Origin of the sequence: Belnapia mucosa, assembly GCF_016775475.1 — a bacterium.
GTDB classification, from domain to species: domain Bacteria; phylum Pseudomonadota; class Alphaproteobacteria; order Acetobacterales; family Acetobacteraceae; genus Belnapia; species Belnapia mucosa.
In genome coordinates this window covers 1-16,991 of record NZ_JAEUXJ010000012.1, presented here as the reverse complement: position 1 = coordinate 16,991, position 16,991 = coordinate 1, and the positions used below count along the sequence as shown (strand labels likewise).

Below are 16,991 nucleotides of genomic sequence, written 5' to 3'. Positions count from 1 at the left end.
CCCCAAACCCCCGGTGTCCAGAGGCCCTCCGGCCTCTGGCGGGGTGGTCCGGAGGGGCAGCGCCCCTCCGGCTTCGGCCCCGCATTCCTACCCCTCCACCAACCCCAACCCATTCAACCCCGGCAGCATCTCCGGCCACCGCCGCTTCTCGGCCGATTGCTGCAGGATGCGCGCCCAGGCGACCCAGCCGGACCAGGCGATGCGCTTGTCCCAGGCCACGCCCCAATCGCCCAGCAGCGCCAGGGCGGCGCCGGCCTGGCGCGCCGCCTCCTCCCACTGTTCGGCGCCGAGCGCGAGTTGCGCCAGCATCAGCCGCGGCTCGGCGACATGGGGGTTGTGGGTCACGGCAGCCTCCAGCGCGCGGCGGGTGGCGTCGGGGCTGGCGACCGGCAGGGCGCGGGTGACCGCCTGCCAATAGAGCGTCACGGCGGCCAGCTCCTCGGCCGGGTCCAGCCGGGCGGTGCAGCGGGCGAAGATGGGCGGCACCGGAATGCCCCAATCGGGCGGCATCTCCGCCAGCGGCTGGGCGAGGCGGGAGAGCATCGAGAGCATGCCGGCGGTCGGCTTCAGCGGCCCGGGCCAGAGCGCGGCGGCCCAATGGTCCGCGACGCGGCGCGGCTTGGAGGGCCCAGGGAAGCCCGGAAAGATCTCGTCCTGCCAGGAATGCCATTGTTCGGCGAGGTCGGCGATGGTGGCGATGGCGAAGACCGCGACATCCCGCATCGACAGCAGGGTGGGCGGCGCCCCCTCGCGCTCCAGCACCATGCCCTCCTCGGGCAGCTCGCCTTCCTCGATCAGGCGGCGGGTGAAGAGGGTGCGGGGCATGGTGCAGAACAGATGCACCAGCCGCTCCGCCTCCTCGCCCAGGGCCTGGCGCAGCGGGGCGCGGTCCTGGAACAGCTTCAGGTCCACATATTCGTTGGAATAGACGCTGTGGAACAGGCCGAGCAGCCGGATCTCCCGCGGCATGTCCCACAGCGCCAGCGTCCGATACAGGCCGAGGAGGTGGTCCTTGAAGGTCCCGGCCTTGTGCCAGTCCTCGCCGGCGGCGCGGGCGAAGAGCATCTCCAGCAGCGGCGGGAGATCGGGATCGATGGCGGCCCAGTCCTCGGCGAGGAGGGGCTTGATCAGCGGGTGCATCCGGCGAGCCTAGCCAGGGCCAAGGGGGCTGTGCCAGGGGGCTGGACCAGCGGCGCCGGCGGGGCCAGATGAAGCGGGAAGCGGAGCGGATGCGCCGATGGGGCTCGAGACCGACCTGTTGATCGACCGGAGGCGGCTGAAGCGCCGGCTGGCGCTGTGGCGCGGCTTCGCGGTGCTGCTGCTGCTGGCGGGCGTGCTGGCCTGGGTGGGGCGGGCGAGCGACCTGCCCGGCCTTGCCTCCGGGCGGGTGGCGCGGCTCAGCATCCAGGGCTTCATTGGCGACGACCGCAAGCTGCATGAAGCGATCGAGGCGCTGGGCAAGGATTCCGGCGTGCGGGCGGTGATCGTCGCCATCGACAGCCCCGGCGGCAGCGTCGGCGGGGGCGAGGCGCTGCATGGCGCGCTGCTGCATCTGCGCCAGGCGAAGCCGGTGGTGGCGGTGATGCGCGGCACCGCGGCCTCGGCCGGCTATATGACGGCGGTGGCGGCGGAGCGGATCTTCGCCCGGGAATCGACCCTCACCGGCTCGATCGGCGTGATCCTGCAGACCTTCGACACCTCGGAGCTGCTGGCGCGGCTCGGCCTGCGGGGGGAGGCGCTGGTCTCCGGCCCGCTGAAGGACCAGCCCAACCCCTTCCACCCGCTCTCGCCCGAGGGGCGCGCGGTCTTGCAGGGCGTGGTGGGCGACATGTACGACCAATTCGTGCAAAAGGTCGCCACCGGCCGGCGGCTGCCGGCGGAGCGGGTGCAGGCCCTGGCCGATGGCCGGGTCTTCACCGGGCGCCAGGCGCTGGAGGCCGGGCTGGTGGACGCGATCGGCGGCGAGGCCGAGGCGCGGGCCTGGCTGGCGGCCGAGAAGGGCGTGCCGGCCACGCTGCCGACCCGCGAGGTGGAAACCCGCGGCGCGGCCGAGCGGCTGGTTGGCGCGACCCTCCGGCTGGCTGTAAAAACCGTGGTTTCAGAATGGCTTGGCGTTGACGGACCGATGCCGCTCTGGCAGCCTGCGCGCTGACGACCGGGAAGGGCTGCGATGACCAAGAGCGAGCTGATCGCCCATCTGGCGGCGGAGAACCCGCATCTCCGCCAGCCGGATATCGAGCTGATCGTGGCCACCATCTTCGAGGAAATCACCGCGGCGCTCGCCCGCGGCGACCGGGTGGAGCTGCGCGGCTTCGGCGCCTTCTCGGCCAAGCAGCGGGATGCCCGGACCGGGCGCAACCCCCGGACCGGCGCGGCCGTTCCGGTCGAGGGCAAGGCCGTGCCCTATTTCAAGCCGGGCAAGGAGTTGCGGGAGAGGGTGAATGGCGGGCAAATCCCGACCGCCCGCACCGCCCGCGCCCCGGCCAATCCATGAGGCTTCCATGCTCCGCCTGATCCTGCTGCTGCCGCTGCTCGTCATCCTGGTGCTGTTCGGGCTCTCGAACCGGCAGGAGGTGGTGCTCTATCTCTGGCCCTTCGACCTGGGCTGGGCGGTGCCGCTCTCGGTCGCGATGCTGATCTTCGGCGCGCTCTGCTTCCTGTTCGGGGCGCTGGTCGCCTGGATCGCGGCGCTGCCGCAGCGCGCCCGGGCGCGCCGGGCGGAGCGCCACGCCCAGCAGATGGAAGGCGAGCTGGCCGAATTCCGCGCCGCCTCGGCCAAGCGCGTCGGGCCGATGCCGGCGGGCACGGGCATCGTGGCGCTGCGCAACACGGCGGCCTGAGCCTGTGCTGGAACGGCCTTCCCGCCCCGCGGCGCGGCTGATCCCGGCGATCGACACGGCCGACCCGGCCCGGGCGGCGGCGCTGGCCGCGGCGTTGGCGCCGGACTGCGGCGCGCTGAAGCTGGGGCTGGAGCTGTTCTGCGCCGCCGGCCCCGCCGCGGTGCGGGAAGCGGCGGGGACGGCGCCGGTCTTCCTCGACCTCAAGCTGCACGACATCCCGAATACCGTCGCCGGCGCGGTGCGATCGCTGCTGCCGCTGCGGCCGGCGATGCTGACCCTGCATGCGGCCGGCGGCCCGGCCATGATCGCCGCGGCGCGCGAGGCCGCCGAGACGGCCGGCGAGGCGCGGCCGATCCTGCTGGCGGTGACGGTGCTGACCAGCCTCGATGCCGGGACCCTGGCCGAGACGGGCGTCTCCGGCGGGCCGGTGCAGCAGGTGCTGCGGCTGGCGCGGCTGGCGCTCGGCGCCGGGGCGGATGGGCTGGTCTGCTCCCCGCGCGAGGTGGCGCCGATCCGCGATGCCTTCGGGGCCGCGCCGCTGCTGGTGGTGCCCGGCATCCGCCCGGCCGGCAGCGCGGCGGGCGACCAGGCGCGGGTGGCGACGCCCGAGGAGGCGGTGGCGGATGGCGCCGACTGGCTGGTGATCGGCCGGCCGATCACCGGCGCGGCCGATCCGGCGGCGGCGGCGCGGGCGATCGCTTCGGGCCTGCCGCGGTGACCACGGTCAAGATCTGCGGGATCAGCGACGCGGCCGGCTTCGACGCGGCGGCCGCGGCGGGGGCGGAGATGGTGGGCTTCGTCTTCTACCCGCCCTCGCCCCGGGCGGTGACGCCGGAAGGGGCGGCGGCGCTCTCGGCCCGGATGGAGGACGGGCCGCTGCGGGTCGGGCTCTTCGTCGACCCGACCGACGAGGAGATCGCGGCGGCGCTGGCGGCGGTGCCGCTCGGCCTGATCCAGCTCCATGGGGCGGAGAGTCCGGAGCGCTGCGCCGAAATCCGCGCCCGGTTCGGGCTGCCGGTGATGAAGGCTCTCGGCATCGGCGATGCGGCGGATTTCGCGGCGCTGGAGGCTTATGCGCCGGTGGTGGACCGCTTCCTGCTGGACGCCAAGCCGCCGGCGGGGGCGAGCCTGCCGGGCGGCAATGCCGCGGCCTTCGACTGGGGGCTGACGGCGGGGCGGGTGATCCCCCGCCCCTGGCTGCTGGCGGGCGGGCTGACGCCGGAGACGGTGGCGAGGGCGATCCGGCAGAGCGGGGCGGCGGGGGTGGATGTGTCCTCAGGCGTCGAGCGGGCGCGGGGGGTGAAGGATCCGGGGCGGATCGGGGCCTTCGTACGGGCGGCGCGCGACGCGGCTCAGGCCGGATAGGCGAGGCCCAACCGGGCGCCGAGCGCCGCCAGTCGCCGGTCCCGTGTCCAGAGCCGGGCGGCGCTGAGCCGGGAAGCGGCCAGCAGATGGGCATCGAGATAGCCGATGCCGCTACCGGCCAGCGCCTCCGCCTCGATCAGCCCTCTTACCTCCGCCTCCGTCGCCATCACGGCTTGGGAGAGATTGTCGAGTGCCGCCAGCACCATCCGGCGCTGGCGCAGATGGCCGAGGGCGATCTCGCCGATGACGAAGGGATGGGTGAGGACCAGCCCGGCTTCCAGCAGGCCGCGCAGCATCGGGTCGTCGGCCCGCAGATGGTCCACCCAGACCGAGGTATCGACCAGGATCACTCGGGCGGTCGGCGGCGCGGCGGGACCTCCAGCAGCCGCTCGCTGCCGCCGAGCTTGGCCAGGCGGCGGGCGCTCTCGCGCTCGATCAATGCCTTCAGCGCGTCCCGCACCAGGGCGGATTTCTCCGTCTGGCCGGTCAGGGCCTGGGCCTCGGCGAGCAGCGCGTCGTCCAGGGCGAGGGTGGTTCGCATCACGGGACCTCCGGCACGGATTTTAGCATCAGTTGATGCGCATTGTCATGCCCGCCAGCCCCCGCCTTCCCCCCCTCGCCACCCTGCTCTATGAACCCCCGCAGCCAGGGGAACGCTCGTGAACAAGCCGCTGCCCAATACCTATCGCCAGGGTCCCGACAGCCGTGGCCGCTTCGGCCCCTTCGGCGGCCGCTTCGTCGCCGAAACGCTGATGCCCCTCATCCTCGAGGTCGAGCAGGCCTATGAGGCCGCGAAGCGCGACCCGGCCTTCGATGCCGAATGGCGCCGCCTGCTGACGCATTATGTCGGCCGCCCCAGCCCGCTCTGGTTCGCCGAGCGCCTGACCGCGCATCTCGGCGGGGCCAAGGTCTACTTCAAGCGCGATGAGCTGAACCATACCGGCGCGCACAAGATCAACGCCGTGCTCGGGCAGATCCTGCTCGCCAAGCGCATGGGCAAGACGCGCATCATCGCCGAGACCGGCGCCGGCCAGCATGGCGTGGCGACGGCCACCGCCTGCGCGCTCTTCGACCTGCCCTGCACCGTCTTCATGGGCGCGACCGATGTGGAACGGCAGCAGCCCAACGTCTTCCGCATGAAGCTGCTCGGCGCCGAGGTGATGCCGGTGACCAGCGGCGCGGCGACGCTGAAGGATGCGATGAACGAGGCGCTGCGCCACTGGGTCGCTAATGTGCAGGACACCTATTACTGCATCGGCACCGTGGCCGGCCCGCACCCCTATCCGGTCATGGTCCGCGACTTCCAGAGCGTGATCGGCGAGGAAGCCAAGCAGCAGATGCTGGCCGCCGAGGGGCGGCTCCCGGATGCGCTGGTCGCGGCGATCGGCGGCGGCTCCAACGCCATGGGGCTGTTCTACCCCTTCCTCGACGACCCCGAGGTGGCGATGTACGGCGTCGAGGCCGCGGGGCGCGGCGTCGAGACCGAGGAGCATGCGGCCTCCCTCACCAAGGGACGGCCGGGCGTGTTGCATGGCAACCGTACCTATCTGCTGCAGGATGCCGACGGCCAGATCACCGAGGCGCATTCGATCAGCGCCGGGCTCGACTATCCGGGCGTCGGGCCGGAGCATTCCTGGCTGCATGAGCTCGGCCGGGTGAACTATGTCAGCGCGACGGATGACGAAGCGCTGGCCGCCTTCCAGCTCTGCTCGAAGCTCGAGGGCATCATCCCGGCGCTGGAGCCCTCGCATGCGCTGGCGCATGTGATCCGCATGGCGCCGACATTACCGCGCGAGAACATCGTCCTGATGAATCTCTGCGGCCGCGGCGACAAGGACATCTTCACCGTGGCGCGGCATCTGGGAGTCGAGATGTGAGCCGCATCGGGACGAAATTCGCCGCGCTGAAGGCCGAGGGCCGCGGGGCGCTGGTGACCTATCTCCAGGCCTTCGACCCGGACCGGGAGACCTCGCTCGGGATCATCCGCGGCCTGCCGGGGGCGGGCGCCGATCTCATCGAGGTCGGCGTGCCCTTCACCGACCCGATGGCGGATGGGCCGGCGATCCAGCGGGCGGCGCAGCGGGCCTTGAAGGTGGGCGCCACCCTGCCGGGCGTGCTGGCGCTGGTGCGCGAATTCCGCGCCGGCGACGATGCGACGCCGATCATCCTAATGGGCTACTACAACCCCATCCTCGCCTATGGCGTCGACCGCTTCTGCGTGGATGCGGCGGCGGCCGGCGTCGATGGCCTGATCGTGGTCGATGTCCCGCCCGAGGAGGCGGATGAGATCGAGCCGCAGGCCAAGGCGGCGGGGCTCGACCTGATCCGCCTGGTGGCGCCGACCACGGATGAGGCGCGGCTGCCGCGCGTGCTGGCTGCGACCAGCGGCTTCGTCTACTACGTCTCGATCACCGGCATCACCGGCACGCGCAGCGCGACCGCCGCCTCGCTGGAGGAGGCGATCCCGCGCATCCGCCGGCATACGGACCTGCCCATCGCCATCGGCTTCGGCATCCGCACGCCGCAGCAGGCGGGCGAAGCGGCGCGGCTGGCGGATGGCGCGGTGGTGGGGACGGCGCTGGTGGATACGCTGGCGGCGAGCCTCGACGAGGAAGGCCGGGCGCGGCCGGAGACGGCGGGGCTGGTGCTGGAGCAGGTGCGGGCGCTGGCGGCAGCGGTGCGGGGCACCTAAGAATCCGTACGCGATAATCCAGGGATCAGGCCGGCTCCGAGACATGGATCGTGCTGGCGGGCTGGGCTGACCATCCCGGGCCGAAGTCTTGCACCAGCCGGCCGGTCCCGCTGAGCGTCTTCCCGCTTCGGCCCGACCTGTTCCGCACTCCAGCCGTGGAGACGGCCGGAACGTCCTGGAGCGGTTCCGTCCGCTCAGGCTCACGGAAGCCGCTCCAGACATATGTTTGGGCGAGCAAACCCCGCCCAGCCGATTCCGCCTGAGCGGAGTTTGCTCTCATCGAGGTGTTCGTCTTCGCGGTCGAGGCCGAACTGGACGCCATGGACCGGGAGAGGACCGGCGCGCACAGACGCGGTCGCACGCCGGACCTTGGGCTGCGGCGTCGGCTGATCTGGATGCTCACCTTCGGTGGCATGCAGTGGCGTCTCGCCGGCTGGCCCGCGGCGACGAGGTGCTGCCCTCGGCGGTGATGGCGGACAGCCGCGCCCGCGGTTGGCCCCAACCGCTTGGCTCAGCCGCTACCGGCGGCTCACCATCGTCTACGACCGCGCCCCCGACCCCATTGCCGGGCACGTCTGGATGGCAATGATCTCTGTCATCGCGCGCCGCCTCGTCGCACAAAGCCGGACACGGCAAGGGATCTGATCATGCATGGTTCTTGAGTTCAGATGATATTGTAAATAATAAATTTCAACCAGGAGTTGCGATTACACTTCGCATTCTCATTTTATTATTCGTTTCTGCTTGCCTTCCTCCCCGACCATAATCATGCTTCGGTATCGTTTCCGATTGCCTGTCTTTCCAGGCGGACCGCATCGGCGAAGCAGGAGGGAGGAAAATAACGATGTCTGTAATTAATTTAGAGCAGGCGCAGCCTGACATTGCAGCAGATGCTAGAGATGTCGAAGATGCACAGCTAGTATACAATTTTACTTCGCCCGGCAGCATCTCAACTTTCACCGTGCAAGTAGCCGGTTTGTACAGCATTGAAGCGATTGGCGGGTCTGGTGGCACAGGGAACGCTCGCACTGGCTCAAGCAGCGACGAGGCGGTCGGTGGTTTCGGCGCAGAGGTGGGCGCCACCTTTGACCTGAACTCGGGCGATACCCTGACGATCGTCGTAGCAGCCCAAGGTGGAAACTCCCGCGAAACCATTGGACCGGCAGGTGGCGCGGGCGCGACCTTTGTAACCGGGCCGAATGATCTGCTGGTGGTTGCAGGCGGCGGTGGCGGCGGGGCGGTGGGCGGCAACGAAGCACAAAGCAGAGGAACCGACGCCCTTCAGGATGCAACTGCCGGCAAAGCCGCAGCATTCATTCACGGTGAGAGCGTGGCCGGCGGCGCTGCAGGCAGCAACGGCGATGGGGGCGGTGGTGGCCCGACTTCTGGTGGTGGAGATGGCTACGGCGGAGGCGGCGGTGGCGGTTACTTCACCAGCGGAGGCAGCGGCGGCATTCCTGCAAATGCTGGCGGCGGCGGGAGTGCCCTGAGCAATTCAGACCCTGCGGGCGGATCTGGCGGGGCCGGTAACGGTGGTCCCGGTGGGTTCGGTGGTGGCGGCGGTGGCGGCTACCTTGGCGGCGGCGGAGGCGGCGGCGGATACAATGGCGGTGGCGGTGGTCCGGCCGTCGAGAATGTCGGCGGCGGAGGCGGTGCTGGCGGCTCATTCGTCAGCAGCAATTCACTAAGCGTCAGCTTTGCTACAGCTTCGGCGCATGGCAATGGTTCGGTGGTACTTACGCTTCTGGATGACGGATTGGACAGCCCGCTAGTCATCGACTGGAATGCCCTCGCGGCCCGGGCCACAGCGAATTTCGAGGCGACCGGACAATGGTTTCTTGACCCTGTGTCCTACAATGAGGAAACCACCGACTGGAACGCGCTGGCAGCACAAGTGACGGCGAACTACAACGCCACAGGCCAATGGTACCTTTAGAAGCCGTACGCGAATAAATCCCCTGCTGCAGCCGGGTTGGGCGACGAGCCGTTGTGGGATACGGTTCAGACTGTGCGGCAAGTCGCCGGAGCTCAAGACACGGACCCGACGGGAAACCGGGCCCATGCCGCAGGTGACCTTGACCGCCGAGTTGAGCCGCTTCGCCGAAGCCTGCGTGGCGGGCGGCCGGCACCGCACGGTCGATGAGGTGATGGCGGCATTTCGCCTGCTGCAACGGCAGGAGGAGCTGGCTGGCTTCCGCCATAGACTCGATGCCGCGGCAGCGCGGGGCCAGGCGGAAGGCTGGGTCGAGCTCGACGATGCCATGGCGGCCGTGGAGCGCGAGCGCGCCGCCCCGGAATGAGCCGGCCGGCCCGGTTCTCGCCCACCGCTTTCGAGACCTGCGGGAGGTCGTGGCCTGGACCGAGCGCGAGCGGCCGGGCGTGGCCCGGGCGCTGGCCCTTGCTGTCCGGCAGGCGGCGATCCGCATCGGCGACCATCCCGGGATTGGCGCTGCCACCCCTGGCCTGCCCTCGGCGGCGGACCGGCTTTTGCCGATCCTGCGCTGGCCTTATGTGATCATCTATCGTATCGGCGCCGGCCGGCCGGTGATCCCCCGCGTATTGCACGGGGCCCGCGACCTGCCCGCGGTGCTGCGCCGGCCCGGGGAGCCTGGAGACTACCCATGAACTGGATCAGCGAATGGGCGCTGCCCAAGATCAAGACGCTGTTCGGCGCGCCGCGGGAGGTGCCGGAGAATCTCTGGCACAAGTGCCCGGCCTGCGAGCAGATGATCTTTCACCGCGACCTCGAGCGGAACCTGCATGTCTGCACCCATTGCGGGCACCATATGCGGGTCGGCGCGCGGACGCGGATGGACTACACGCTGGATGAGGGCTGGCAGCGGATCGAGCTGCCCAAGGCGCCGCAGGATCCGCTGCGCTTCCGCGACCAGCGCCGCTATGTCGAGCGGCTGCGCGAGGCCCAGGCCAAGGCCGGGCAGGAGGATGCGGTGGTCGTCGCGCATGGCTCGATCGAGGGCAACCGCGTTGTCGCCGCGGCCTTCGAATTCAGCTTCCTCGGCGGCTCCATGGGCGCCGGCGTGGGTGAGGCGCTGGTGACGGCGGCGCGGCTCGCGGTGCTGCAGGATGCGCCGCTGATCGTCTTCACCGCCTCGGGCGGGGCGCGGATGCAGGAAGGCGCCATCAGCCTGATGCAGATGCCGCGCACCGTCATCGCGACGCGCATGGTGAAGGAAGCGGGGCTGCCCTTCATCGTCGTGCTCTGCGATCCGACGACGGGCGGCGTCACCGCCAGCTTCGCCATGCTGGGCGACATCCAGATCGCCGAGCCGGGCGCGATGATCGGCTTCGCCGGCGCCCGCGTCATCGAGCAGACGGTGCGGGAGAAGCTGCCGGAGGGCTTCCAGCGCGCCGAATACCTGCTGGAGCACGGCATCCTCGACCTGGTGGTGAAGCGGGGCGAGATGCGGGCGACGCTCGCCCGCCTGATCGGCCTGCTGCGGACGCCGGAGCGGGTGGTGGCGCCGCCGCCGGCCGAGCCGGTGGCCGAGCCCTTGCCGGCCCTGCCGGCGCCCGAGGGTCCGGCCGTCCCGGCGTGAGCCGCCGCTCCGAGGCCATCCTGGAGCGGCTGCACGCCCTCCATCCGGTGGCGATCGATCTCAGCCTCGGGCGCTTGCAGGCGCTGCTGGCGAAGCTCGGCCATCCCGAGCGGCGCCTGCCGCCGGTGGTGCATGTGGCGGGGACCAATGGCAAGGGCTCGACCTGCGCCTTCCTCCGCGCCATCGCCGAGGCCGCCGGGCAGCGGGTGCATGTCTTCACCTCGCCGCATCTGGTCCGCTTCCATGAGCGCATCCGGCTGGCCGGCGAGCTGGTCGCGGAGGAGCTGCTCGCCGCGACGCTGGAGGAGGTGGAGGCGGTGAATGCCGGCGCGGCGGTCACCGTCTTCGAGACCATCACCGCGGTTGCCCTGCTGCTGTATAGCCGCGTCCCGGCCGACCTGCTGGTGCTGGAGGTGGGCTTGGGCGGGCGGTTCGACGCGACCAATGTGATCGACCCGCCGGCTGCTGTGGCGATTACCTCCATCTCCATGGACCATATGGAATTCCTCGGCGACAGCCTGGCGGGGATCGCGCGGGAGAAGGCAGGGATCATGAAGCCGGGCGTGCCCTGCGCGACCGGCATCCAGGCGCCCGAGGCGATGGCGGTGCTGGAGGCCTGCGCGGCGGAGGTCGGGGCACCGCTGCTGGCCCGCGATGCCGCCTGGCGGATCGGCCCGCGCGAGGGTGGGCTGCGCTATGCGGATGCGGCCGGGGCGCTCGACCTGCCGCCGCCGGGGCTGCTCGGCGCGCATCAGGCGGACAATGCGGGGATCGCCATCGCCGCGCTCCGCGCCTGGGGCCCGGCCTGGCTGACGACGGAGGCCATCGCCCAGGGTGTCGCCCGGGCGGAATGGCCGGGGCGGCTGCAACGGCTGCACGGCGCGCTTGCGGCAATGCTGCCGCCGGGCTGGGAGCTCTGGCTGGATGGCGGGCACAATGCCGGGGGCGGGGCGGCGCTGGCCGTCCAGGCCGCGGCCTGGGCCGACCGGCCGCTGCATATCCTCGTCGGGATGAAGGGGACGAAGGTGGTGGAGGATTTCCTCCGCCCTCTGCTGCCCCATGCCGCCACCCTCTGGGCGGTGGCGGAGCCGGGGCAGCATCTGGCGACACCGGTGGAGCGCATCGTCGCCGCCAGCGGCGGGGTGGCCCGACCGGGCCCCACCGTCACGGCCGCGCTGGCGGCGCTGCCTCAAGAGGGGCCGCCGGCGCGGGTGCTGGTCTGCGGCAGCCTCTACCTGGCGGGCGAGGTGCTGAAGCTCGACAGCCCATAGATCCGGGCGGCGGTGCCGCTGAACAGCGCCGCCTTCTCCGCCGTGCTGGCGCCGGCGGCGAGGCGCTTGAAGGCGTTCCACAGCACCGGGTAGCTGCACATCCCCTTGTCCACCGGGAAATTGCTCTCGAACATGCAGCGGGTGGGGCCGAAGGCCTCGATGCAGGTCTCGATGTAAGGCTTCCAGGCGGCGGCCAGGGCCTCCGAGCCGGGCGGGCGATCGGCCAGATGGAAGTCGAAGCCGTTCACCTGCATCGCCAGCCCGCCGAGCTTCACCGCCAGGTTCGGTAGGGCAGCCAGCGCCTGGATCGATTGCCGCCAGACCGGGAAGACCTCCTCCCGCCGGCCGCGGAAGGGGCCGGTGCCGAGCGGGCCGCCGACATGGTCGAGGATGATGGTCAGCTCCGGCACCGCCCGCGCCAGGGCCAGCACCAGCGGCAGCTGGGTGTGGTAGGCCCAGACATCCAGCGTCAGCCCCTGCCGTGCCAGCTCCCGCGCGCCCTCGGCGAAGCCCGGATGCTCCAGCGGCCCCGGCGGCGGCGTGACGAGGTTGGAGCGCACCTCCGGCGAGGGATGCCAGGCGGTGCGGTTGCGGACCCCGCGGAAGCGGCGGCCGGCGATGGCGCGATGCGCCGCCAGCAGCGGGGCGACGCGGTCGCCGAGGGTCAGGTCCACCATGCCGATGATGCCGGCGCAGGCGCGGGTCGGGCCGTATTTCCCGGTGGCGCTCTGCGCCGCGGCGCCGGTGACGAATTCCGTCTCGCCGAGCGAGCGCTCATCCTCCGGCCCCTCGGCGCGGTACATGGCGCCGCATTGGACGAAGATGGTGGTCTGGATGGCATGGCCGCTGCCAGCGTCGCGCAGCAGGTCATCCAGGAAATACCGCTCTCCCGGATGGTCCCAGAGGTGGTGATGCGGGTCGATGATCGGCAGGGCGGGATCGAGGATCTCCTCCCGCGTCAGATCCAGCCAGTCCTCCCGCACCATGACCTGGCGGGAGGGGGTGAGGAGCGCGTCGCTCATCGCTGCACCGGGTCGAGGCCGGTGCGGCGCAAGGTCTCCCGCGCCGTGGGGGAGGCGAGAAAGGCAATCAGGGCGCGGGCAGCCTCAGGTTCGCGCGCATGGGCGGCGAGGCCGGCGGAGAAGACCGTCACCTGCTGCACCTCGGGCGGGATGGGACCGAGGAAGTCGATCCCCTGGATCGGCAGCAACTCGCTGATCTGCTGGAAGCCGAGCTCCGCCTCGCCCCGGGCGACGACGCTGCCGACGCGCTCGCTGAAGATCTTGCGGCTCTTCGGCATCAGCTCATCCGCGAGGCCCATGCGGCGATACATCTCCGTCTCGATATAGACCCCGCTGGCGCTGGCGGAATAGGCGATGGACTTCGCCGCCAGCAGGGCGCGGCGGAAGCCCTCCATGGTGGAGATGTCGGGGTGCGGGGCCCCGGCGCGGACCGCCATGCCGATGCGGCTCTCGGCGATGTCGGTGCGGCTGCCGGGCATCGCCTTGCCCTCGGCGATCAGCCGGTCGAGCGCGCCGCCCGCCAGCAGCAGCACATCGGCCGGCTCGTCGCGGGCGAGGCGCTGGGGGATGGCATCCGGCGCGCTGCCCATGGAGGCGCCCTGGGCGGTGACCAGCCTATGGCCCGTCGCCTTCTCGAATTCCGGGGCGAGGGCGCGATAGGCGGCGGTGAGGCCGCCCGAGGTCAGCACGTGGATTTCCGCCGCCGCGGCGGGCGCGGCGAGGGCGAGCAGCGCCGCCGCGAGCAATAGCAGGCGGCGGCCGGGTTTCGGCATGGGCATGGCGGTATCCTCCCGGGAGGGGAGGCTAGAGCAAACCTCACCCGAGCGGAAACGGCAGGCCGGTCAGCCCGCCCGCCGCCGCAATTGCTGTTCCCGCAGGAAGATGAACAGGCCGGCGCCGATGATGATGGCGGCGCCCGCGAGGGGGAGGGGGCCGATGACCTCATCGAAGACGAGGTAGCCGAAGAGCATGCCCCAGAGGATCAGCGTGTATTGGTAGGGCACCACCGCCGAGGCCGGCGCCAGGCGCAGCGAGTGGTTGACGCAGAGATTGCCGCCGAGCGAGCCGATGCCGAGCACCAGCATCAGCACGAAATCCATGGGGCCGGGCGGCGTCCAGCCCTGGGCCAGCACCAGGACGGTGCCGAAGGTCAGGGCCGCGAGGAGCTGGAAGGTCATCAGCACCGTGCCGGGCGCGCCGGCCAGCTTGCGCGTCGTCACCAGGAACATCGCATAGCCGAAGCTGCCCGCCAGGGCGCAGAGGGCGCCGGTGGAGAGCGAGCCGGGCTCCGGGTGCAGGGCCAGCAGCACGCCGCCGAAGCCGACCGCGACGGCGGTCCAGCGCCGCCAGCCCACCCTTTCCCCCAGCAGGAAGGGGGACAGGGCGGTGACGTAGATCGGGGCGGCCATGTAGTAGGCCATGACCTCGGCCAGGGGCAGTTCGGTCAGCGCCCAGAAGAACAGCGAGCCTTCCAGCGTCGAGAAGACGATGCGCAGCAGCTGCAGGCCCGGGCGCTGGACGTGGATGAAGGCGCCAGGACCGGCGCGGCGGATGGCGGGCGCCATGGCCAGCAGGCCGGCGATGCTGCGCACCAGCATGAGCTGGCCCACCGCATAGGCGCCGACCAGCCACTTCCCGAGGGTATCGTTGACGGCGAAGAGCAGCACGCCGAGCAGCATCATGGCGATGCCGCCGGCGGTGCCCGCCGGGACGAGGCCCCGGCGCAGAGTGAGGGACACGGCGTTCCACCCGGTTCTTGCGCCCTCCCCCCGGCAGGGAGGGCGGGGGCGTGGCATAGCGGGAGGGGGGCTGGGGGGGAAGCCTGGGGAGGGTTTATTTCAGGCTGGGCAGGACGACTTCGAAACGTCTCTGGCGTTGTTTTTGATTGAGACTGGGACGTCCGCAGTCGGCCTCAAGCTGATCACCGCGCGACCTGCGGAAGTTCTGGCGTTAGCGGGCAAGCGGACATTGCCTGCCCGCGACCATGGTCGTCGGCTCAGCGCCGATGGCAGACGTCCGCGTCGCCTCGAACGCTCCCGGAAGCAGTCGTGATGTCGCGCCACCTGGATAACCCGGCACATGGGCGTGCGAGCTGTAGCATTTGGCATCAAATCCCGTAGCTGATACCCGCCAGCCGCTCCAGTTCACAAAAAAGCCTGTGCCCGGCCCGATGGTCATGGGCAAAGGGAGCAGTCGGCGTCTCAACCGGATGCCCACGCAACCGCCATAGGCCGCCGGGGCCGTAATAACCGCCCGGCTTGGCGTCCGGCGATGTTGCAGCCATCAGTGTTGGCTCTGCGCCTTGAGCGGCGTCTTGCATGATCGGCGTCAGAAGCCAGGTTGTCAGTTTCATCCCGAAGGTGGTGTTGACCGCCAGATTGGTATGCGACGCGCCGGGATGACAGGTCGTAGCCAGCAGCCTGTCACCAGCGCGGCGCTGCAGCTCGCGCGTGAAGAGGATGTTCTCCAGCTTGGTTTTCCCGTAGGCGCGGACTGGCTTGTACTCCCGCTCCGAGTTGAGGTCTTCGACCGGCACCGGGCCGCCGATCGTGTGCGCGTAGGATGCGACGTTCACCACACGCGGTGCTGATGCGCGCAGGATCGCCGGCAGGAGCAAGCCCGTCAGCAGAAACGGTCCCAAGACATTGGTGGCGAACTGCATTTCGAAGCCGTCCTTGCTCACCTCCCGCTTCGGCAGCGCCATGACGCCCGCGTTGTTGACGAGCGTGTCGATGGGGCGGGGATCAGCCAATTCACGGTCGGCAAAGGTGCGGACCGATGCGAGGTCCGCCAGATCCATGACGCCTGTCTTCAACCGTGCTTGTGGAACCTGAGCCCGGATGCGCGCTGCGGCTCCCTCGGCCTTCTCCTGAGAACGGGCCGAGATCGTCACTTCGGCCTCTGCCCGCGCCAGCTCCAGTGCCGTGTGCCAGCCAATGCCGCTGTTGGCACCTGTGATGAGGATGCGCTTCCCGGTCTGAGGCGGAATATCTCGGAGGGTCCAGATCTTGGTCATGGCCTAACGATGGGCCGTGCTGTATCCATCCGCAATCAGGTACCCATGGGTAACAAAGGAGCCATTCGGTTCCTAAAGAGGGCTGAGAATGCCAAAGCAAGCCGGCCTACTGGTGACAGATGACAGCCATGGCGACTTGTGTGACGCCATGTCGCCTGGCGATCAGGCGTTGATTCGTGACGTGTTGGCCCGTGTCGTGGACAGGTGGAGCCTTTGGGCTCTCAGCGAGCTGACCGAGGATGGCCCGTTGCGCTTTTCGCGGCTGCTGGAACGCCTCGAGGGGATCAGCCAGAAGTCCCTCACCGCAACCTTGCGGGAGCTTGAACGCGACGGATTTATCACCCGAACGGTGACTGTGCAGGTGCCAATCCGGGTCGATTACGCAGCCACCCCTCTAGGCCATGCCTTGATCGAGCAGGTGCATCCGTTATGGCTATGGGCGGCCAAGAACCTCGCGGCCTTCGCCGCGGCTCGTGCCAACTATGATCGGCTCAAGGTGCCCAAGCCGACCTAAGGTCCGCTGAACTGCAGCTTGAATACGGACGCTTCGAAGCCCGATTGAAAGCCAACCGTGTTCATGTCCGCTTGCGAGGCCGGAGCGAACAGCTCTGTACCATCCGTCTGCGGGAGCTTTCCACATATCGCAGATGTTGCAATCGTTCAGAGGCGGCCTCTCAGTGCATCGGCACAAGCTCCCCCACGAATCACTGGGAGCAGCCGAGGCGGGCCAGTCCCGCCCGCCCCTGCCCAGCCTGGACCCGAGCCTCACCCCCGCACCAACGCACACCCCCCTCGCTCATCGGCCGCATCGCCTGCTCCGCCTCGATCGTCCCGGCCAGCCGGTAGAGATCCCACCCGCTCTTCACCTCGGCCGGCGCCTTCACCTCGAACAGATAGCGGGGTGCATGCACGAGGATGCCGAGCAGCAACCCGTCCGTGTCGACCGCAAGGTGGCGCTTGCGTCCCTTCAGCCGCTTGGCGGCATCCCAGCCGCGTGGACCGCCGCTCTCCGTGGTCCTCACGCTCTGGGTGTATCGACGATCGCCACCGATGGACTGGCTTCCCGCCCGGCGCCCTCGCGCAGCATGAGCACGAAGTGGCGGCGGATGCTCTCCCATACGCCGTCCCGGAGGAAGGCGCGCATGTAGCCGTAGATGGTCTGTTTACAAACGACAAATTCTGCCTTGTCCGGCGTGATTCGCTGGCGCTGCCGTGGCGGCGCGGGCCG

General features: G+C 70.1%; 20 protein-coding genes and 1 pseudogene. 13 read left to right on the top strand and 8 right to left on the bottom strand.

Features of this window, described 5'->3' with window-relative positions:
- Positions 1 to 87: 87 nt before the first annotated feature.
- The gene (locus JMJ55_RS31100) at positions 88 to 1,140 is read right to left on the bottom strand and encodes a DUF6817 domain-containing protein (RefSeq protein ID WP_236033931.1); all 1,053 of its coding nucleotides are present in this window, start codon (positions 1,138 to 1,140) and stop codon (positions 88 to 90) included.
- A 97-nt stretch (positions 1,141 to 1,237) separates the two neighbouring features.
- Here JMJ55_RS31100 and sppA point away from each other — a divergent pair, with 97 nt between their 5' ends.
- The 5 genes from sppA to JMJ55_RS22265 are packed head-to-tail and all read left to right on the top strand — an operon-like array spanning position 1,238 to position 4,205.
- Positions 1,238 to 2,152 (top strand): signal peptide peptidase SppA, encoded by a 915-nt coding sequence (gene sppA / locus JMJ55_RS22285; RefSeq protein WP_202827816.1) that lies wholly within the window; start codon positions 1,238 to 1,240, stop codon positions 2,150 to 2,152.
- Positions 2,153 to 2,170: 18 nt separating this feature from the next.
- Positions 2,171 to 2,494: an integration host factor subunit beta gene (gene ihfB / locus JMJ55_RS22280; protein ID WP_202827815.1), complete on the top strand. Its 324-nt coding sequence runs from the start codon at positions 2,171 to 2,173 to the stop codon at positions 2,492 to 2,494.
- Positions 2,495 to 2,501: 7 nt separating this feature from the next.
- Complete coding sequence (locus JMJ55_RS22275) at positions 2,502 to 2,840, top strand: lipopolysaccharide assembly protein LapA domain-containing protein (protein WP_202827814.1); 339 nt, start codon at positions 2,502 to 2,504, stop codon at positions 2,838 to 2,840.
- A gap of 4 nt (positions 2,841 to 2,844) precedes the next feature.
- Positions 2,845 to 3,558, top strand: coding sequence for an orotidine-5'-phosphate decarboxylase (gene pyrF / locus JMJ55_RS22270; protein WP_202827813.1), 714 nt, complete (start codon positions 2,845 to 2,847; stop codon positions 3,556 to 3,558).
- Positions 3,555 to 4,205, top strand: a complete 651-nt coding sequence (locus tag JMJ55_RS22265) for a phosphoribosylanthranilate isomerase (RefSeq protein ID WP_202827812.1) — start codon at positions 3,555 to 3,557, stop codon at positions 4,203 to 4,205. The genes pyrF and JMJ55_RS22265 overlap by 4 nt, the downstream gene beginning before the upstream one ends.
- Here the strand turns inward: JMJ55_RS22265 and JMJ55_RS22260 are convergent.
- On the bottom strand, positions 4,193 to 4,555 hold the full coding sequence (locus tag JMJ55_RS22260) for a type II toxin-antitoxin system VapC family toxin (protein ID WP_202827811.1): 363 nt from the start codon (positions 4,553 to 4,555) through the stop codon (positions 4,193 to 4,195). The two genes, JMJ55_RS22265 and JMJ55_RS22260, sit on opposite strands and share 13 nt — an antisense overlap.
- Positions 4,552 to 4,746, bottom strand: coding sequence for a type II toxin-antitoxin system VapB family antitoxin (locus tag JMJ55_RS22255; protein ID WP_202827810.1), 195 nt, complete (start codon positions 4,744 to 4,746; stop codon positions 4,552 to 4,554). The genes JMJ55_RS22260 and JMJ55_RS22255 overlap by 4 nt, the downstream gene beginning before the upstream one ends.
- Before the next feature lie 118 nt (positions 4,747 to 4,864).
- Here JMJ55_RS22255 and trpB point away from each other — a divergent pair, with 118 nt between their 5' ends.
- The 7 genes from trpB (at position 4,865) to JMJ55_RS22220 (ending at position 11,725) form a co-directional block, all read left to right on the top strand.
- Positions 4,865 to 6,082 carry a tryptophan synthase subunit beta gene (gene trpB / locus JMJ55_RS22250; RefSeq protein WP_202827809.1) on the top strand — a complete coding sequence of 406 codons (1,218 nt, stop codon included), beginning with the start codon at positions 4,865 to 4,867 and terminating at the stop codon, positions 6,080 to 6,082.
- Positions 6,079 to 6,897, top strand: coding sequence for a tryptophan synthase subunit alpha (gene trpA / locus JMJ55_RS22245; protein ID WP_202827808.1), 819 nt, complete (start codon positions 6,079 to 6,081; stop codon positions 6,895 to 6,897). Before trpB ends, trpA begins: the two co-directional genes overlap by 4 nt.
- An 844-nt stretch (positions 6,898 to 7,741) precedes the next feature.
- Complete coding sequence (locus JMJ55_RS31695; protein WP_202827807.1) at positions 7,742 to 8,833, top strand: hypothetical protein; 1,092 nt, start codon at positions 7,742 to 7,744, stop codon at positions 8,831 to 8,833.
- Positions 8,834 to 8,957: 124 nt separating this feature from the next.
- Positions 8,958 to 9,197: a ribbon-helix-helix domain-containing protein gene (locus tag JMJ55_RS22235; RefSeq protein WP_202827806.1), complete on the top strand. Its 240-nt coding sequence runs from the start codon at positions 8,958 to 8,960 to the stop codon at positions 9,195 to 9,197.
- Positions 9,106 to 9,522 (top strand): type II toxin-antitoxin system RelE/ParE family toxin, encoded by a 417-nt coding sequence (locus tag JMJ55_RS31690; protein ID WP_328702748.1) that lies wholly within the window; start codon positions 9,106 to 9,108, stop codon positions 9,520 to 9,522. The genes JMJ55_RS22235 and JMJ55_RS31690 overlap by 92 nt, the downstream gene beginning before the upstream one ends.
- Positions 9,519 to 10,454, top strand: coding sequence for an acetyl-CoA carboxylase, carboxyltransferase subunit beta (gene accD / locus JMJ55_RS22225; RefSeq protein ID WP_202827804.1), 936 nt, complete (start codon positions 9,519 to 9,521; stop codon positions 10,452 to 10,454). The genes JMJ55_RS31690 and accD overlap by 4 nt, the downstream gene beginning before the upstream one ends.
- Positions 10,451 to 11,725, top strand: a complete 1,275-nt coding sequence (locus tag JMJ55_RS22220) for a bifunctional folylpolyglutamate synthase/dihydrofolate synthase (protein WP_202827803.1) — start codon at positions 10,451 to 10,453, stop codon at positions 11,723 to 11,725. Before accD ends, JMJ55_RS22220 begins: the two co-directional genes overlap by 4 nt.
- Here the strand turns inward: JMJ55_RS22220 and JMJ55_RS22215 are convergent.
- The 4 genes from JMJ55_RS22215 to JMJ55_RS22200 all read right to left on the bottom strand — a co-directional run bounded on the left by JMJ55_RS22215 (position 11,686) and on the right by JMJ55_RS22200 (position 15,763).
- On the bottom strand, positions 11,686 to 12,747 hold the full coding sequence (locus tag JMJ55_RS22215) for an amidohydrolase family protein (protein ID WP_236033930.1): 1,062 nt from the start codon (positions 12,745 to 12,747) through the stop codon (positions 11,686 to 11,688). The genes JMJ55_RS22220 and JMJ55_RS22215 overlap by 40 nt on opposite strands.
- Positions 12,744 to 13,526, bottom strand: coding sequence for a substrate-binding domain-containing protein (locus JMJ55_RS22210; protein ID WP_236033929.1), 783 nt, complete (start codon positions 13,524 to 13,526; stop codon positions 12,744 to 12,746). The genes JMJ55_RS22215 and JMJ55_RS22210 overlap by 4 nt, the downstream gene beginning before the upstream one ends.
- Before the next feature lie 63 nt (positions 13,527 to 13,589).
- A complete protein-coding gene (locus JMJ55_RS22205) occupies positions 13,590 to 14,486 on the bottom strand; it encodes a DMT family transporter (RefSeq protein ID WP_328702747.1) in 897 nt (298 codons plus the stop codon).
- A 368-nt stretch (positions 14,487 to 14,854) separates the two neighbouring features.
- Entirely contained in the window at positions 14,855 to 15,763 is a 909-nt protein-coding gene (locus JMJ55_RS22200) for an oxidoreductase (RefSeq protein WP_202827801.1), read from the bottom strand.
- An 88-nt stretch (positions 15,764 to 15,851) separates the two neighbouring features.
- Here JMJ55_RS22200 and JMJ55_RS22195 point away from each other — a divergent pair, with 88 nt between their 5' ends.
- Positions 15,852 to 16,277 (top strand): winged helix-turn-helix transcriptional regulator, encoded by a 426-nt coding sequence (locus tag JMJ55_RS22195; RefSeq protein ID WP_202827800.1) that lies wholly within the window; start codon positions 15,852 to 15,854, stop codon positions 16,275 to 16,277.
- A gap of 388 nt (positions 16,278 to 16,665) precedes the next feature.
- Here the strand turns inward: JMJ55_RS22195 and JMJ55_RS32350 are convergent.
- Positions 16,666 to 16,856 (bottom strand): annotated as a pseudogene (locus JMJ55_RS32350) (transposase); the annotation flags it as partial.
- Positions 16,857 to 16,991 lie beyond the last annotated feature (135 nt).

What these genes read in the sequence shown, in the direction of transcription:
- JMJ55_RS31100 (WP_236033931.1), bottom strand. Translation starts at nt 1,140, where the DNA reads ATGCACCCGCTGATCAAGCCCCTCCTCGCCGAGGACTGGGCCGCCATC.
- sppA (WP_202827816.1), top strand. Translation starts at nt 1,238, where the DNA reads ATGGGGCTCGAGACCGACCTGTTGATCGACCGGAGGCGGCTGAAGCGC.
- ihfB (WP_202827815.1), top strand. Translation starts at nt 2,171, where the DNA reads ATGACCAAGAGCGAGCTGATCGCCCATCTGGCGGCGGAGAACCCGCAT.
- JMJ55_RS22275 (WP_202827814.1), top strand. Translation starts at nt 2,502, where the DNA reads ATGCTCCGCCTGATCCTGCTGCTGCCGCTGCTCGTCATCCTGGTGCTG.
- JMJ55_RS22255 (WP_202827810.1), bottom strand. Translation starts at nt 4,746, where the DNA reads ATGCGAACCACCCTCGCCCTGGACGACGCGCTGCTCGCCGAGGCCCAG.
- JMJ55_RS31695 (WP_202827807.1), top strand. Translation starts at nt 7,742, where the DNA reads ATGTCTGTAATTAATTTAGAGCAGGCGCAGCCTGACATTGCAGCAGAT.
- JMJ55_RS22235 (WP_202827806.1), top strand. Translation starts at nt 8,958, where the DNA reads ATGCCGCAGGTGACCTTGACCGCCGAGTTGAGCCGCTTCGCCGAAGCC.
- JMJ55_RS31690 (WP_328702748.1), top strand. Translation starts at nt 9,106, where the DNA reads ATGCCGCGGCAGCGCGGGGCCAGGCGGAAGGCTGGGTCGAGCTCGACG.
- accD (WP_202827804.1), top strand. Translation starts at nt 9,519, where the DNA reads ATGAACTGGATCAGCGAATGGGCGCTGCCCAAGATCAAGACGCTGTTC.
- JMJ55_RS22215 (WP_236033930.1), bottom strand. Translation starts at nt 12,747, where the DNA reads ATGAGCGACGCGCTCCTCACCCCCTCCCGCCAGGTCATGGTGCGGGAG.
- JMJ55_RS22210 (WP_236033929.1), bottom strand. Translation starts at nt 13,526, where the DNA reads ATGCCCATGCCGAAACCCGGCCGCCGCCTGCTATTGCTCGCGGCGGCG.
- JMJ55_RS22200 (WP_202827801.1), bottom strand. Translation starts at nt 15,763, where the DNA reads ATGACCAAGATCTGGACCCTCCGAGATATTCCGCCTCAGACCGGGAAG.
- JMJ55_RS22195 (WP_202827800.1), top strand. Translation starts at nt 15,852, where the DNA reads ATGCCAAAGCAAGCCGGCCTACTGGTGACAGATGACAGCCATGGCGAC.